Source organism: Knoellia tibetensis (assembly GCF_048606415.1).
Taxonomy (GTDB): Bacteria; Actinomycetota; Actinomycetes; order Actinomycetales; family Dermatophilaceae; genus Knoellia; species Knoellia tibetensis.
Window position 1 is genome coordinate 106,361 of the sequence record NZ_JBMBWF010000003.1, and the last position, 15,448, is coordinate 121,808.

18 protein-coding genes and 1 pseudogene are annotated in these 15,448 nt (G+C 71.7%); 2 read left to right on the forward strand and 17 right to left on the reverse strand.

The genetic code is table 11. The features are described from left to right. Nucleotides 1-23: 23 nt before the first annotated feature. The 3 genes from rplS to ACOJV7_RS14280 all read right to left on the reverse strand — a co-directional run bounded on the left by rplS (nt 24) and on the right by ACOJV7_RS14280 (nt 1,195). Nucleotides 24-383, reverse strand: a complete 360-nt coding sequence (gene rplS, locus ACOJV7_RS14270; RefSeq protein ID WP_420190890.1) for a 50S ribosomal protein L19 — start codon at nt 381-383, stop codon at nt 24-26. Nucleotides 384-608: 225 nt separating this feature from the next. Beyond that, the gene (locus ACOJV7_RS14275) at nt 609-770 is read right to left on the reverse strand and encodes a hypothetical protein (protein ID WP_420190891.1); all 162 of its coding nucleotides are present in this window, start codon (nt 768-770) and stop codon (nt 609-611) included. Further along, entirely contained in the window at nt 767-1,195 is a 429-nt protein-coding gene (locus tag ACOJV7_RS14280) for a hypothetical protein (RefSeq protein WP_420190892.1), read from the reverse strand. The genes ACOJV7_RS14275 and ACOJV7_RS14280 overlap by 4 nt, the downstream gene beginning before the upstream one ends. 63 nt (nt 1,196-1,258) lie before the next feature. On the opposite strand from ACOJV7_RS14280, the gene ACOJV7_RS14285 reads away from it, so the two are divergent. Continuing rightward, a complete protein-coding gene (locus ACOJV7_RS14285; protein ID WP_420190893.1) occupies nt 1,259-2,017 on the forward strand; it encodes an ABC transporter permease in 759 nt (252 codons plus the stop codon). A 77-nt stretch (nt 2,018-2,094) separates the two neighbouring features. Here ACOJV7_RS14285 and ACOJV7_RS14290 read toward each other — a convergent pair whose 3' ends face one another. The 5 genes from ACOJV7_RS14290 to rpsP all read right to left on the reverse strand — a co-directional run bounded on the left by ACOJV7_RS14290 (nt 2,095) and on the right by rpsP (nt 5,387). Then, a complete protein-coding gene (locus ACOJV7_RS14290) occupies nt 2,095-2,676 on the reverse strand; it encodes a hypothetical protein (protein WP_420190894.1) in 582 nt (193 codons plus the stop codon). Between the two features lie 70 nt (nt 2,677-2,746). After that, nucleotides 2,747-3,964, reverse strand: a complete 1,218-nt coding sequence (gene trmD, locus ACOJV7_RS14295; protein ID WP_420190895.1) for a tRNA (guanosine(37)-N1)-methyltransferase TrmD — start codon at nt 3,962-3,964, stop codon at nt 2,747-2,749. 8 nt (nt 3,965-3,972) lie between these two features. Further along, nucleotides 3,973-4,518: a ribosome maturation factor RimM gene (gene rimM, locus ACOJV7_RS14300; protein ID WP_420190896.1), complete on the reverse strand. Its 546-nt coding sequence runs from the start codon at nt 4,516-4,518 to the stop codon at nt 3,973-3,975. A gap of 90 nt (nt 4,519-4,608) precedes the next feature. Further along, nucleotides 4,609-4,851: an RNA-binding protein gene (locus tag ACOJV7_RS14305; RefSeq protein ID WP_147061631.1), complete on the reverse strand. Its 243-nt coding sequence runs from the start codon at nt 4,849-4,851 to the stop codon at nt 4,609-4,611. A gap of 2 nt (nt 4,852-4,853) precedes the next feature. Next, entirely contained in the window at nt 4,854-5,387 is a 534-nt protein-coding gene (rpsP, locus tag ACOJV7_RS14310) for a 30S ribosomal protein S16 (RefSeq protein WP_420190897.1), read from the reverse strand. 243 nt (nt 5,388-5,630) lie between these two features. Between rpsP and ACOJV7_RS14315 the strand changes: the two genes are divergently transcribed. Next, nucleotides 5,631-6,104, forward strand: coding sequence for a hypothetical protein (locus tag ACOJV7_RS14315; RefSeq protein ID WP_420190898.1), 474 nt, complete (start codon nt 5,631-5,633; stop codon nt 6,102-6,104). Here the strand turns inward: ACOJV7_RS14315 and ACOJV7_RS14320 are convergent. The 9 genes and pseudogenes from ACOJV7_RS14320 to ffh form a co-directional block, all read right to left on the reverse strand. After that, complete coding sequence (locus ACOJV7_RS14320) at nt 6,076-7,635, reverse strand: SDR family NAD(P)-dependent oxidoreductase (protein WP_420190899.1); 1,560 nt, start codon at nt 7,633-7,635, stop codon at nt 6,076-6,078. The genes ACOJV7_RS14315 and ACOJV7_RS14320 overlap by 29 nt on opposite strands. Nucleotides 7,636-7,721: 86 nt before the next feature. Beyond that, nucleotides 7,722-8,048, reverse strand: coding sequence for a TOBE-like domain-containing protein (locus ACOJV7_RS14325; RefSeq protein WP_420191077.1), 327 nt, complete (start codon nt 8,046-8,048; stop codon nt 7,722-7,724). A 30-nt stretch (nt 8,049-8,078) separates the two neighbouring features. Further along, nucleotides 8,079-8,732 (reverse strand): annotated as a pseudogene (locus ACOJV7_RS14330) (sulfate/molybdate ABC transporter ATP-binding protein); the annotation flags it as partial. Continuing rightward, a complete protein-coding gene (gene cysW / locus ACOJV7_RS14335) occupies nt 8,729-9,535 on the reverse strand; it encodes a sulfate ABC transporter permease subunit CysW (protein WP_420190900.1) in 807 nt (268 codons plus the stop codon). The gene cysW and the pseudogene ACOJV7_RS14330, both read right to left, overlap by 4 nt. Then, a complete protein-coding gene (gene cysT, locus ACOJV7_RS14340; protein ID WP_420190901.1) occupies nt 9,532-10,533 on the reverse strand; it encodes a sulfate ABC transporter permease subunit CysT in 1,002 nt (333 codons plus the stop codon). Before cysT ends, cysW begins: the two co-directional genes overlap by 4 nt. Before the next feature lies 1 nt (nt 10,534). Further along, the gene (locus ACOJV7_RS14345) at nt 10,535-11,575 is read right to left on the reverse strand and encodes a sulfate ABC transporter substrate-binding protein (RefSeq protein WP_420190902.1); all 1,041 of its coding nucleotides are present in this window, start codon (nt 11,573-11,575) and stop codon (nt 10,535-10,537) included. 133 nt (nt 11,576-11,708) lie between these two features. Further along, nucleotides 11,709-12,797 (reverse strand): amidohydrolase family protein, encoded by a 1,089-nt coding sequence (locus ACOJV7_RS14350; RefSeq protein ID WP_420190903.1) that lies wholly within the window; start codon nt 12,795-12,797, stop codon nt 11,709-11,711. Between the two features lie 139 nt (nt 12,798-12,936). Next, on the reverse strand, nt 12,937-13,752 hold the full coding sequence (locus ACOJV7_RS14355; protein WP_420190904.1) for an alpha/beta fold hydrolase: 816 nt from the start codon (nt 13,750-13,752) through the stop codon (nt 12,937-12,939). 10 nt (nt 13,753-13,762) lie between these two features. After that, nucleotides 13,763-15,370 (reverse strand): signal recognition particle protein, encoded by a 1,608-nt coding sequence (gene ffh, locus ACOJV7_RS14360; protein WP_420190905.1) that lies wholly within the window; start codon nt 15,368-15,370, stop codon nt 13,763-13,765. Nucleotides 15,371-15,448 lie beyond the last annotated feature (78 nt).

Consider the following 15,448-nt stretch of genomic DNA (forward strand, 5'->3'; position numbering starts at 1 on the left):
CGCAGAGCGCGTCGCGCCGCGGCTCAGGAGGCCGGGGTCGTCTCGCGCTTCTCCTTGATCTTGGCGGCCTTGCCGCGCAGGTCGCGCAGGTAGTAGAGCTTCGCGCGACGGACGTCACCGCGGGTGACGACCTCGATGTGGTCGATGACCGGCGTGTGGAGCGGGAAGGTGCGCTCGACACCGACGCCGAAGGAGACCTTGCGGACGGTGAAGGTCTCGCCGAGGCCGCCACCGTGACGACGGATCACGATGCCCTTGAAGACCTGGACGCGCGAGCGCGTGCCCTCGATGACCTTGACGTGCACGTTGACGGTGTCACCGGCGCGGAACGCGGGGATGTCGTCGCGGAGGGAGGCCTTGTCGATCTCGTCGAAACGCTGCATGACTGCTTCGCTTTCTTGTGCGGTGCCACAGGTCACCCACGGTGATGTCGTGCTCTGTCTGATGGTGGTGCGTGCGTCGTGGCCTCATGCGCGGCGGCCCGGTCGACCCGGGCGCCCTGCACTCCCCCTGTGGCGGGGGCGTTGTGTCGACGGACGCAAGGAGCAAGTTTGCCAGAGCACCCTGCCTCCGGCGAAATCGAGCCGGGCGGGCGGCTGGGCGACCGGCTAGGGGGTCACCGGCTCCGGAGGGGTGGACCGCGGCCGGCGCCGGGCGTTGGCGATGAGCACGATGTCGGGGTCGACCTTGTCCTCGCCACCCCGCAACCGGATGAGGAGCTTGGCGGACTCGATCTGGTCACGGGTGACCTTGACGATGCGTGCGCTCACGGACGGCTCCTCTCGGCTGGCTCGTCTCCATCATCCTCCACAACCTCGACGTCGTCCACGAGCATTCCCCCGGCGCCGAGGCCGACCTCGTCGCCCTCCTGGTCGAAGCGGGCATGGGCGAGGAGGACCTCCTCGAGCAGCCGGCGGTCCTCGGCCGAGGTGAGGTCGCTGTCGACCATCGCCCCGAGGACGATGCGGCCGAAGTGCCGGCGCCGGAACGAGTCGTCCGAGTTGAGGTCCGCGAGGGCCGCCGTGAAGCGCCGCCCCCACTCCTCGCGGGCGCTGGCCCGCTCGCGCTGGCTCAGGTCGTCGGCCGCCGCCCGCGACTCGGCCTCGGTGTCGCGGCGGGCGGCCCAGAAGCTCGCGGCCGAGCCGATCGCCGCACCGACGAACGCCAGGATCGCCACGAGCCACTCCCCGGTCATGGCGCAAGGATGCCAAGGCGCGCCGACAGACGCCCGTCGGACGCGCGGCATACGGTGTGCGACGTGAGCATCGATCCCGGCTGGCCCGTCGCGCTGGCGTGCGTCGCGCTCCTCGCGCTCACCCTGACGATGTATGCCGTGGGCCGGCTTCCCGACCCGGCCTCCACCCTGATCGCGGCTGGGCGGGCCGTGGTCCAGCTCGGTGTCGCGGCGCTCGTCATCACCGTGGTGGCGCGCAACCTCGCGCTGTCGGTGCTGCTGCTGTGCTTCATGTTCACGGTGGCGGTGGTGACGACGACCCGACGGGTGGAGGCGACGAAGGCCTGGCCGTGGTCGACGGTCGCGATGCTCGCCGGGCTGCTGCCGGTCGTCGCCATCGTCCTGCTCACCCGCACCGTGCCGCTCGAGGGCATCGCCCTGATCCCGGTCGTCGGCATCATCCTCGGCAACACGATGAACGGGCACACCCTCGTGGGCCGTCGGGCGTTCGCCGCCCTGCGCGAGGAGACCGGGCAGTACGACGCAGCCCTCTCCCTCGGACTCACCCGCGCGCAGGCCATCGACGAGGTCGTCCACCGGCGCCTGCCCGAGGCGCTCATCCCCGGTCTCGACCAGGTGCGCACGGCCGGGGTGGTCACGTTGCCTGGCGCCTTCATCGGCGTGCTCCTCGGCGGTGGCTCACCGGCTCAGGCGGCGGCTGCGCAGGTGCTGGTGCTGCTCGGCATCATGGCCGCACAGACGACGACGGCGGTCGTGGCCGGACGGCTCATCGCGGGAGCCCGGCTGCTGCCGGAGGACCTGCAGGCCCGCCTCCGTCCCTAGGCGTCGAGCTCTCCTTCGCGTCCTGGCGAAGGCGTCACGGGTCACGCCTCCTGCAGGACCGGAACCGCCGAGCCATGTCAGCGGACGGGCGTGGCTCCGGGGACGGCGTTGAGGACCGCGTTGGCATAGCGCCGGTTGCGTCCGTAGTCGAGCCACTGCAGCGGGTATGCCGGCCGCGACCACGCCGTGACGAGTCCGCGGCCGTCGTGGGCCTGCAGCCTCACCGTGATGCTCTCGCCCCAGCTCGCCATCGACAGCGAGCGCGTCGAGACCACCGTCTGCGGGTCGGTCGGACGCGGCGGACCGAACCCCTCGGCGACGAGCGCGGCATAGACCGCCTCCCAGACCTGCGCCGGCGGCGCGGTCGTGGCGACCTGCCCGAACGCGGAGGGTCCCCGGCCCGCGGGGCCCTCGTACTTCCCCTCCTTGGCCGACGAGATGGCCATGGGCACCCCGAGGAGCAGGAGGAAGCCGAGCAGCACGAGGAAGCCGGTGACGAGGCCGGACACCCCACCCCCACCGGCCCAGACGACGAGGGCGGTGAGGAGGCCGGCGCCGGCGAGGACCGCGACGGCGGCGATCCGCCCGATCCGGAACTGGCGCGTCTGGGACTCGTGCGCGTGGCGCAGGTCGGGCGGGTTGAGCGGCGGGGTCGTCACACGCGGAACGCTAGCCGTCATCCACCCCCGCGAGCGGGAGGCGCCGGACCGAGCGGACCGACCGGCGTCGTCAGGCGGGTCCGCGGCGCTTCGTGAGGTCGACCGTGCCGGGGAACTCGCCCTCGCCCGGTCGCACGCGGTAGCCCGCCTTCTTGTACATCCTCAGGTTCTCGGTGCTCTTGGCACCGGTGTTGAGCCAGTAGGTGCGGACGTCCTCGGACGCCAGCGACTCGGCATACGAGAGCAGCTCGCGACCGAGGCCACGACCCTGGAGGTAGGGGGCGACCATGAGGCGCCCGATCTGCCACGTGCCCTCGTGCTGCGGGTGCGGGCGTACCCGCACCGACGCGAGCAGCTGCCCGTCGCGCCGCCACACCCGCGTGTCCCACTCCTGTATGCCGGCCCGCACCGTCTCGAGGTCCTCCTCGCCCGCGCTGAACATGCCGTAGCGCGCGAACTCCGGCGCCCAGCACGCCCGGGTGAGGACCTGGAGGTCGGGGGCGTCGGCCGGGGTGGCGACCCGCTCCTCGAGGTCGGCGAGGGCGGTCGACGCGGCGGCCGGGGGCAGCAGGTCGGGGCGGCGCTCGGCGGTGCGCTGGACCCGCTGCTCGTGGCGCCACTCGGCGATGGCCCGGTGGTTGCCGCCGAGCAGGACGTCGGGCACGCGGCGCCCGTCCCATTCGGCGGGCTTGGTGTAGACGGGGTACTCGAGCAGCCCGTCCTCGTGCGACTCCTCGACGAGCGACTCGGCGTTGCCGATGACGCCGGGCAGGAGCCGCGCGACCGCCTCGACCATGGCGAGGACGGCGACCTCTCCCCCGTTGAGGACGTAGTCCCCGAGCGAGAGGACCCGCACCGGCATCCGCTCGCCGGCCCACTCGTAGACGCGCTCGTCGATGCCCTCGTAGCGGCCGCAGGCGAAGGCGAGCCAAGGCTCCTCGGCGAGCTCGCGCGCCACCTGCTGGGTGAAGAGCTCGCCGCCCGGTCCCGGGACGATGAGCGTCGGCACCCGAGCCGGCTCCCCCACGCCGGATGAGCCGGCTCTGCTCCCTGCCTCCACGACGTGGTCCAGCGCCTCGGCCCAGGGGCCGGGCTTCATCACCATGCCGGCGCCACCGCCGTAGGGCGAGTCGTCGACGGTGCGGTGCCGGTCGTGGGTGAAGTCGCGCAGGTCGTGCACGTGCAGGTCGAGCAGCCCGTCGCGCCGCGCCTTGCCGATGAGCGAGAGGTCGAGCGGCGCGAGGTACTCGGGGAAGATCGTGACGACGTCGAGTCGCAGCCGGCCCATGGCGTCCCTCAGAGCTCGTCGAGGTCGAAGAGGCCCGCGGGGGCGTCGACGACGACGTGGCCGCCCTCGACGTCGACCGAGGTGACGATGGCCTCGACGAACGGCACGAGCGCCTCGCGACCGTCGGCAAGGCGCACCTCGAGCAGGTCCTGCACGGCACCGACGACGAGCCCGGTCACCTCACCCAGGGCCGCCCCGGAGGGGTCGACGACGGCGAGACCGACGAGGTCGTGCTCGTACCACCCCTCGTCGTCGTCCTCGGCCTCCGCGGCCTCGTCCACGTCGAGCACGAGGCGGGTGCCGCGCAGCGACTCGGCGCCGGTGCGGTCGGGGATCTCCTCGAAGCCGAGCAGCCAGGTCTCGCGGTGCTTGCGCGCCGTCACAAGGGTGAGGGACCGCGGCACGCCGGTGCCGACGGTGGCCTCGGTCGCGAAGACCGTCCCGGGGACGTAGCGCCGCTCGGGGTCGTCGGTGTGGGTCTGCACGGTGACCTCGCCGCGCAGGCCGTGGGGCCTGCCGATGCGGGCGACGAGCAGGGAGTCGGTGCTGGCCATGGGTCGAATCCTCTCAGGACGGTGGGCACACGCGAACGCGCCGCGCCCCTCGTGGGGGACGCGGCGCGTTCGGCTGACGTGCGCGGTGGCTCAGCGCACCCGGTCGGTGTCGACGATGTCGATCCGGACGGGGCGGCCACCCGCGAGGGCGGTCATCACGGTGCGCAGGGCGCTCGCCGTGCGGCCGGAGCGGCCGATGACGCGACCAAGGTCGTCCGGGTGGACCCGGACCTCGATGATCTCGCCGCGACGGAGCTCCTTGCGCTTCACGGCGACGTCGTCCTTGTGGTCGACGATCCCCGTGACGAGGTGCTCCAGCGCCTCCTCGAGCATCGTCAGGCCCCTGCCTTGTCCTCGGTGGCCTCGGTGTCGGGACCCTCGGCGGGCTCCTCGGCACTCTCGGCGGCAGCAGCGCCCGAGTCGGTGTCGGCCGCCGGGGCGACCTCGTCCGCAGTGGGCTCCTCGACCTTCTCCTCGGCCGCGGGGGCCTCGGCGTCGGCCTTCTTGGCGGCCTTCTTGCGGGCGGTGGTGGCGCCGGACGTGTCCGAACCCTCACCCTTGCCCGCGGCGGCGAGCGCGGCCTCGTAGAGGTCCTTCTTGTTGGCCTTGGGCTCGGCCACCTTGAGGGTGCCCTCGTCCATGATCTTGAGGAGAGCGGCGACGGCCTCGGTCGGCTGCGCGCCCTGGCCACGCCAGTAGTTGGCGCGGTCCATGTCGATCTCGATGAGCGACGGCTCCTGGTTGGGGTCGTACTTGCCGATCTCCTCGATCGCGCGGCCATCGCGCTTGGTGCGCGAGTCCATGACGACGACACGGTAGATGGCGGTGCGGATCTTGCCCATCCGCTTGAGACGAATCTTGACGGCCACGAGTGTGGTCTCCGTTCCGGTTGTTGTGGGCACGGCGAGACCGCGGTCAGGATTCACGCGGGGTACCGATGCCCGGGGTAGGCATCCGGCCGGTCTGCCGGCCGAAAGGTGTACAGCCGACCATTCTGCCAGACCCGGGAGGGTGGTCCCGACCACGAGAGGCGGGCGACCGGCATACCGACGTCCTTCGGGTATGCCGTCGTCTCGCCTTCGTGGACACCTTCCCGGGCCTACCGTGGAGCGGTGACCGCGACGACGAGCACGCCCCCGCGCCCCCTGCCTGCCCCCGCGTCCGTCGCGCTCCTCGTGCTGTGGACGGTTGCCGGCCTCCTGTGGGAGGTCACCGTCGCCGGTCTGCTCACCATCGGGATCTTCGTCGCGCCCCTGGCTGCCATCGTGCTCGTGCTCGCCGTCGTGCTCACCGTGCGTCGCCCCGGCAGCTGGCCCGCCGTCGCCGGCCTGGGTCTCGCTCTGGCGGTGGGGCTCGTCGGGCTCGGGCTGTTCCTCGGGTCAGCGAGTCCGTCGCAGGGGTCGTGCAGCGCGACGCCCGACGGGGTCGAGACGTGCACGTCGGGTGGGCTGGCCCACGACCTGGACGCCTTCGTGTGGAGCACGGGCGCACCGTGGTTCGTCGCGGCGGCGGTCGTCGCAGCCCTCACGGTCGCCGGCTACGTCGTGCTGCGACGGGTCACCACGGGCTGGGTTCGTAGTCTTTGACGAAGCACCCGTAGACGTCCTCGCCGGCCTCGCCGCGCACGATCGGGTCGTAGACGCGTGCGGCGCCGTCGACGAGGTCGAGCGGCGCGTGCCAGCCCTCGGCGGCGATGCGGAGCTTCTCGTGGTGCGGCCGCTCGTCCGTGATCCAGCCGGTGTCGACGGCGGTCATGAGGATGCGGTCGGTCTCGAACATCTCGCCCGAGCTCGTGCGGGTGAGCATGTTGAGCGCGGCCTTGGCCATGTTGGTGTGCGGGTGGCCGGGCCCCTTGTAGCGGCGGGAGAACTGGCCCTCCATCGCCGACACGTTGACGACGTAGGCACGGCGCGCACCGGCGGCGACGGCCGCGCGCAGCGACGGGCGCAGCCGCGAGATGAGGATGAACGGCGCCGTCGAGTTGCAGAGCTGCACCTCGAGCAGCTCGAGCGGGTCGACCTCGTCGACGACCTGGGTCCAGCTGTTGTTGCGTTGGGTGTCGGGCAGCAAGCCGCCGGCGTCGACGGCCGTGCCGGCCAGGTGCGCCTCGAGGCTGGCGCTGCCCGCGGTGAGCGCCATCTCGGTCATCGACGCGGCGGTCCGCTGGGCCAGGGCGCGGGCTGCCTCCTCCTCGCTCTCCCCCTCGTGGTGCGCGACCTTGGTGTCGCGCAGGGTGCCGAGGAGGTTCGCGGGGTGGGCCTCGCTGATCCGGTCGAAGGTCACGAGCTCGGGGTAGCGGACGTGCTGCTCGAGCGGCACCTGCTCTCCGTCGACGAGGTGCGAGTACGAGCCGGGACTGCGACGCACGGTCTGCGCGGCGTTGTTGATGAGGATGTCGAGCGGCCCGGCCGCGGCGACCTCGTCGGCCAGCGCGACGACCTGGGTGGGGTCGCGCAGGTCGATGCCGACGACCTTGAGGCGGTCGATCCAGTCGGCCGAGTCCTCCTGCGCGGCGAACCGGCGGGCGGCGTCGTGCGGGAACCGCGTCGTGATCGTCAGGTGGGCGCCGTCGCGCAGCAGCATGAGGGCGATGTACATGCCGATCTTGGCCCGTCCCCCGGTGAGCAGGGCTCGCTTGCCGGTGAGGTCGGCCCGCTGCTCGCGCTTGACGTGGCTCTTGGCCGCGCAGGTCGGGCAGAGCCAGTGGTAGAAGGCGTCGACGGTCGTGTAGTCGGCCTTGCAGATGTAGCAGCCGCGCGGCTTGAGCAGCTCACCGGCGGTCGTGCCGACCGGCGGCACCTCGAGGAGGATCCCCTTGGTCTCGTCGTCGATCCGCATCGGCGAGCCGGTGGCGGTGCGCGCCAGGATCGCCTCGTCGTGGTCGATCTGCGGCTGCTTCGCCTCACGGCGACGGGCCTTGCGGACCTGCTTGTACATCCGGCCCGTCGCGCGCTTGACCGTCTGGATGTCGGGGTGGCCCGCGTCGAGCTCGGGGAGCTGGGCGAGGACGCGCAGGACGGTGGCGAGGTCGTCGGGGTCGACGCCGGGCCCGAAGTCCTCGGGGTCGTTGTCCGTCGGGTGCTCGTCGACGGGTCGGGTGCGCTCCACGGCGTGCATTGTGTCCCACCGCGGCCGGTGCGTCCGAATCGTCAGGGGCGCGAACGGCATACACCGGCGGTCGAAGGCAGCGCGACCGCGCGCGGTCAGATCGCGAGCGCGGGCTCGGCCTCCGCCGGGTTGACGGGCGCGACCGTGTGCGCGAACACGGTGTCGCCGGCCCCGAGCGCGAGGGCGTCGGCCTCGGCGCGGGTGAGCTGCGCGGCGAACCGCTCTCCCGAGTCGGCACGCAGGTCCACCCGGACCTCGAACCCGAGCCGGACGACGCGCTCGACGACGGCCTCGATGACGCCCGGACCGCCCCCGACCCGACCGTCGAGCTGCTGTGCGCGCTCGCGGCTGCGGTGCAGGGCGATGTCGTGCGGGCGAACGAGCTGGCCACCCAGGCGCGCGACCGAGCCGAGGAACGACATGACGAAGTCGTTGGCGGGTCGGTCGTAGAGCGACACCGGGTCACCCACCTGCTCGATGGCTCCCTTGTTGAGGACGGCGATCCGGTCGGCGACGTCGAGCGCCTCCTCCTGGTCGTGGGTGACGAGGACCGTCGTCACGTGCACCTCGTCGTGCAGCCGCCGCAGCCACTGCCGCAGGTCGGCGCGGACCTTGGCGTCGAGGGCGCCGAACGGCTCGTCGAGGAGCAGCACCTCGGGATCGACCGCGAGCGCGCGGGCGAGCGCCATCCGCTGCCGCTGGCCGCCGGAGAGCTGCGCGGGATAGCGGTGCTGGAACCCGTCGAGCCCGACGATCTCGAGGAGGTCGTCGACCTTGCGGGCGATCTCGGCCTTGGGGCGCTTGCGGATCGTCAGGCCGAAGGCGACGTTGTCACGCACCGTCATGTGCTTGAAGGCGGCGTAGTGCTGGAAGACGAACCCGATCCCCCGCTTCTGCGGCGGTATGCCGGTGACGTCCGTGCCGCCGATGACGACCGCGCCGCCGTCGAGACCCTCGAGGCCGGCGATGGCGCGCAGGAGCGTCGACTTGCCCGACCCGCTCGGCCCGAGCAGGGCAGTGAGGCTGCCCGCGGGGATGTCGAGAGAGACGCCGTCGAGCGCGACGAAGTCGCCATAGGTCTTGCGGGCTCCGGTGACGGTGATCATCGTGTGCTCCTCTTGCGGTCGAGCAGGGTCATCCCCAGCAGCGTCGCGACGGCGAGCCCCATGAGGAGGGTGGCCGCGGCATACGCGCCGTAGGTGTTGTGGTCGTCGATGTAGCGCGAATGCACGAGGAGGGTGAGCGTCTGCGAGACGCCGGGGAAGCCCGAGCTCACCATGATCACCGCCCCGAACTCGCCGAGCGCGCGGGCGATCGTCAGCACGACGCCGTAGGTGAGGCCCCAGCGGATGGCTGGGAGCGTGATCCGCCAGAACGTCTGCCACGAGCTCGCGCCGAGCGTCGAGGCGGCCTGCTCCTGCTCGGTTCCGATCTCGTGGAGCACGGGCTCGACCTCGCGCACGACGAACGGCAGGGTGACGAAGAGGGTCGCGATGACCATGCCGGGCAGCCCGAAGATCACCTGGAACCCGAGGCTCTCGACGCCGCCGAACCAGCCACCGGCACCCCAGAGCAGGATGAGCGAGACGCCGACGACGATCGGCGAGACGGCGAAGGGCAGGTCGACGACGGCTTGCAGGAGCCCCTTGCCGGGGAAGCGGCCGCGGACGAGCGCGAGCGCGGTGGCGACGCCGAAGACGACGTTGAGCGGGACGACGATGGCGACGATGAGCAGCGTGAGGTTGAGCGCCGAGATGGCGGCGGGAGTCCGGACCGACTCGACGAAGGCCCCGAGCCCGGGCTCGAAGGTGCGCCAGAGGATGAGGACGATCGGCACGGCGACGAGGACGAAGAGGTAGCCGAGGGCGAGCGTCCGCAGGCCCAGCCGGGCGGGGGTCGAGGTCCTCATGACGCCTCCTCCTCACGACGCAGCGACCGCCCCGCGAACCACCGGAGCAGGGCGAGGGTGACGAACGCGATGGCGAGCAGCGCCACCGAGACGGCGGCGGCGTTGACGGGCCGGTCGATCTCGATCTGCTGCTGGATGTACTGCGAGGCGACCTGGGTCTCGCGCGGGATGTTGCCGCCGATGAGGACGACCGAGCCGTACTCCCCGATGGCGCGGGCGAAGGCGAGGCCGGTGCCGCTGATGACGGCGGGCAGGAGCGTCGGCAGGACGACGCGGCGGAACGTCACCCAGCTCGACGCGCCGAGCGAGGCCGCAGCCTCCTCGACCTCACGGTCGGCCTCGATGAGGACCGGCTGCACCGAGCGGACGACGAACGGCAGCGTGACGAACGCCAGCGCGACGACGAGTCCGGGCTGGGTGGCGTTGAGCCGCAGGTCGATCGGGCTGTTGGGTCCGTAGAGGGACAGCAGGACGATGCTCGCGACGATTGTCGGGAGAGCGAACGGCACGTCGATGAGCGCGTTGACGATCCGCTTGCCCGGGAAGTCGTCACGGACGAGCACCCACGCGATGAGAGTGCCCATGACCGCGTTGACGAGCGCGACGACCGCGGCCGCGACGAGGGTCACCCGCAGCGACGCCAGGGCGACCGGCGCTGTCACCGCCTCCCAGAAGCCGCCGAAGCCCTCCTCGAGGGACGTCGCCGTGAGCGCCGCCAGCGGGAGGAGGACCATGACGCTGAGCCACAGCCCGACGACCCCGACACCGAGGGGGCGACCGAGCCGTCCGGTGCGGGAGCCGCCCACGGGGCGGGAGCCGCCCCCGGGGCGGGAGCCGCCCACAGGGCGGGGGCCGCCCACGGGGCTGGGCGCCTGCCCGTCGCCCGCCCCGTGGGCGCCGGCCTCCTGCGCACCGGCGACCTCGGGGTCCGCGGGTGCGGTCCCGTCGCGTCGCTGGTGCGCGAGGAGCTGCGGCTGCTCGCCGGTGGCCGTCGTCATGTCAGGACGTGGCCTTGTCGTAGATGACCGCGATCGAACCGGTGTCCTTCTTGAACAGCGTCCCGTCCACGGTCTTCCAGCCGCCGAGGTCGTCGATGGTCCAGAGCTTCGTCGGCTCCGGGAAGTCCTTCGCGAACTCCGCCGCGACGGTCTGATCGACGGGCCGGAACCCGGCCTCCGCCCATAGCTTCTGCGCCTCGGGCGTGAAGAGGAAGTCGCGGAAGGCCGTGGCCTTCTCGGCATTCTCGCCCTTGGTGAGGACAGCGACCGGGTTCTCGATCTTGAACGTCGTCGGCGGCGTGACGTGCTCGACCGGGTCGCCCTTGCGCTCGGCGAAGAGGGCCTCGTTCTCGTAGGACAGCAGGACGTCACCCGTGCCCTGGAGGAAGGTCTCGGTCGCCTCCCGCCCGGACTTCGGCTGCACCTTGACGTGGTCGGTGACGAGCTTCTCGATGAAGGTCAGCCCCGCGGCGGAGTTCTTGCCGCCGTCGCTCTTGGCGGCGTACGGCGCGAGGAGGTTCCACTTCGCCGACCCCGAGCTGAACGGGTTCGGCGTGACGACCTCGACGCCGGGCTTGAGCAGGTCGTCCCAGTCCTTGATGGCCTTGGGGTTGCCCTTGCGGGTGACGATCGTGACGACCGACCCGAACGGGACGCCCTTGTGCTCGCCGGCGTTCCAGTCGGCCGCGACGAGGCCGGCGTCGACGAGCCGGGTGATGTCCGGCTCGACCGAGAAGTTGACGACGTCCGCCGCGGCACCGGCAGCGACCTTGCGCGACTGGTCTCCGGATGCGCCGTAGGACTGCTGGAAGGTCACCCCACGGCCCTCCTCGGTCGCGTTGAACGCGGGGATGACCTTGTCGAAGCCGACCTTGGGCACGGCATACGCGAAGAGGTTGAGGGTGCTCGTCGACGCCTGGTCCGCGGCCTGGGCCTCGGCACCGCCGGCCGTGTCGCTCGCGCCTCCACCGGCACAGGCCGACATCACCAGCGCACCAGCGGTCGCGACGGCGGCCAGGGCGAGGCGGGGATGACGGCTCATGGGAGGGCTCCTTCGATCGGGGTCCGTCAGAGCTGGCCGTGCGGCCGCACTTCCTGTCGGACAGGTCGAAGTCTTCGATAAGCCGAAGTTATCCGTCAAACAACGTCAGATTATGTCTCGCATGATGGATGGCTCACCACGTGACGCCTCGCAGGACGACGGCGTCCGGCTCCCCGAGCACCGTGACGTCCATGCGCGGGTCGCGACCCAGGACGAGCAGGTCGGCGTCCGCCCCCTCCTCCAGGCCGGGCCTGCCGAGCCACTCCCGGGCTCCCCACGTCGCGGCGGTGAGGACCTCGGTGTTGCTGAAGCCGATGCGCGACAGCTCGACGGCCTCCTGCGCAGCGAGCCCGTGGGCGATCGAGCCTCCCGCGTCGGTCCCGAGATAGATGGGTATGCCGGCCTCCCGCGCCGCGCCGAACGTCTCGTAGCGCCGGGCGTGGAGGTCGAGCATCCTCCGGTGGTAGTCGGGGAACTTCTCGCGGGCGGGCTCGGCGATGGCCGGGAAGGTCGCGATGTTGACGAGCGTCGGGACGATGGCGATGCCCTGCGCGGCGAAGGAGTCGATCGTGTCGGGCTCGAGCCCGGTCGCGTGCTCGATGCAGTCGGTGCCCGCGGCCGCGAAGTCGCGCAGCGAGTCCGGGCCGAAGCAGTGGGCGGTCGTGCGAGCCCCTTCCTCGTGGGCCGCGGCGACGGCCTCCTTGAGGACGTCGGCCGGCCAGCACGGCAGGAGGTCGCCGGTCTCGCGGTCGATCCAGTCGCCGACGAGCTTGACCCAGCCGTCGCCCGCGCGTGCCTCCATGCGGACCCGCTCGACGAGCTGCTCGGGTTCGACCTCCCACGCGTAGTTGCGGATGTAGCGCTTGGTCCTCGCGATGTGGCGACCCGCCCGGATGACCTTGGGCAGGTCGTCCCGCTCGTCGATCCAGCGGGTGTCGGCCGGCGAGCCGGCGTCGCGGATGAGCAGGGTGCCGTTGTCGCGGTCGGCGGTCGCCTGCTGCTCGGCGGTGGCGTCGTCGACGGCGCCGTGGCGGTCGAGGCCGACGTGGCAGTGCGCGTCGACGAGTCCGGGGACGAACCAGCCGCGCAGCGTCTCGACGTCGTGGCCGGCGCCGGTCGGGCGCTCGTAGGTCATTCGCCCCCCGACGACCCACGCCTCCGGTCGCACGTCCTCGGGTCCGAGCAGGACCTCACCGACCAGGTGCAGCACCGATGCCGTCATGGCACCCGACCCTAGCGACCCGGCTCCCCACCCCAGCTTTTGCTCCCCATGAGGGAAGGTTGTGGGTCCGGAGGGAACAGTGCCCTCCGGATGCTCAAGGTTCCCTCCCCAGGAGCAAAAGCTGGGGCGCGGAACGGCGTCAGGCGGGGGCGGCGAGGACGCGGCGCAGCGCCTCGATGACGACGGCCGGGGCGTCGCTGTGCACCCAGTGCGACGCACCCTTGACGGTGAGCTGGCGCACCCGCGGGAAGAGCGCGCGCATCGTCACCGAGTCCTCGTCCTTGATGTAGCGGGACTCCGAGCCGGCGATCCACAGGACGGGGCCGGCATACGGCTCGACGTCGCCCGGCGCGAAGGGGAAGTCGGCGATGACCGAGTGGTGGCCACGGGCCGCGTCGGCGACGAAGAGCTCGAGGTTGGCCTGCCAGCGCCACGACGTGCCCTCGCGCCGGAGGTTCTGCAGGAGGAACGCCTTGACGCCCGGGTCGGGCTCCTCGAAGCGCGCCTCGGCGTCGGCCCGGTCGCGCAGCTCCCCCAGCGGCAGGCGCTGCATCTCGGCCATGTAGCCGGTGAAGCGGTCGAGGTTGACGTAGTCCTTGGGTGCGATGTCGACGACGACGAGCTTGGCCACGAGCTCCGGCTCGGTGAGCGCCAGCGTCATCGCGACCTTGCCACCGAGCGAATGACCGACGACGACCCACGGTCCCTCGTCGCTGGCGCGCAGCGTCGAGGCGACGGACGCGGCATACGACTCGAAGGAGAACTCCTGCGTCCACGGGCTGCGACCGTGGTCCGGAAGGTCGACGAGCGTGCACCGCGCGCCGTCACCCGAGGGTCCCGCGAGCGCCTTCGCGATCGTCGACCAGTTGCGTCCCTGGCCGAAGAGCCCGTGGAGGAAGGCGATCCGCGGTCCGGCGGTCCCGACCGACAGCGTGTGGAGCGGCCCGGTGCTCACGACCGACGGGTCACTTGCCGAGGAACTTCTCGAAGCCCTTGGGGAGCTGCGCCGGGTCCATCGCAGCCGGGTCGAAGCCACCGGGAGCACCGGCGCCGCCCCCGAACGACGAACCCGCCGGCTTGGACGCCGCGCGCTGGGCCGCCGCCTGGGCCTCGGCAGCGCGCTTGGCGGGGTTGCCGGACTTGGACTTCTTGCCGCGGACCTGCTGCTGCTGGCGGGCCTTCTTGCCACCGCCACCACCGAGACCCGGCATGCCCGGGAGCCCGCCGCCGCGGGCGAGCTGCTTCATCATCTTCTGGGCCTCGCCGAACCGCTCGAGCAGCTGGTTGACCTCGGAGACGGTGACACCGGATCCGCCGGCGATGCGGGCACGGCGCGAGCCGTTGATCTGCTTGGGGTGGTTGCGCTCGAAGGGCGTCATCGAGCGGACCATCGCCTCGACGCGGTCGAACTCGCGCTCGTCGAGGTTGTCGAGCTGGGCCGACATCTGCCCCATGCCCGGCATCATCTTGAGCATCGACTTGAGCGAGCCCATCTTCTTGATCGCCGACATCTGCTGGAGGAAGTCGTCGAAGGTGAAGTCCTCGGCCGCGAGGAACTTGCGCTCCATCTCGGCGGCCTGTGTCCGGTCGAACGCCTTCTCGGCCTGCTCGATGAGGGTGAGCACGTCACCCATGTCGAGGATGCGGGAGGCCATGCGGTCGGGGTGGAAGACCTCGAAGTCGCGCACCCCCTCACCGGTCGACGCGAACATGATCGGGCGCCCGGTGACCCCGGCGACCGAGAGCGCCGCACCACCGCGGGCGTCACCATCGAGCTTGGACAGCACGACGCCGGTGAAGTCGACGCCGTCGAGGAACGCCTCGGCGGTCTCGACGGCCGCCTGGCCGATCATCGCGTCGATGACGAAGAGGACCTCGTCGGGGTTGATCGCGGCGCGGATGTCGCCGGCCTGACGCATGAGGTCGGCGTCGACCGCGAGGCGTCCTGCCGTGTCGACGATGACGACGTCGTGCTGCTTGGAGACCGCCTCCCGTATGCCGTCACGCGACACCGCGACCGGGTCGCCGAAGCTGCGAGTCCCCTCCCCCGTGGGGCCGACGGCGTCGTGGCCGCCGACGTTGCCCTGCTCGGGGGCGTAGACCGGGACGCCGGCGCGCTCGCCGACGACCTGGAGCTGGGTCACGGCGTTCGGGCGCTGGAGGTCGGCCGCGACGAGCATGGGCGTGTGGCCCTGCTCCTTGAGCCAGTACGCGAGCTTGCCGGCGAGTGTGGTCTTGCCCGCACCCTGGAGGCCGGCGAGCATGATGACCGTCGGGCCGCTCTTGGCGAAGCGGATGGTGCGGGTCTGCCCGCCGAGGATGCCGACGAGCTCCTCGTTGACGATCTTGACGACCTGCTGGGCCGGGTTGAGGGCCTCCGACACCTCGGCGCCGAGCGCGCGGTCACGGACCGAGGAGGTGAACTCCTTGACGACCGGCAGCGCGACGTCGGCGTCGAGCAGGGCCATCCGGATGTCGCGGACGGTCCTGTTGACGTCGGACTCGGACAGACGTCCCTTGCTGCGCAGGTTCTTGAAGGTCGACGTCAGGCGGTCGGAGAGGCTCGTGAACACCGCACAAGGTTAACCGCCGTTCGGCGGGCTCCTTGCGTCCGGCAAGGTGACGCCCCAGCCACCACCTCGCCGGACGCA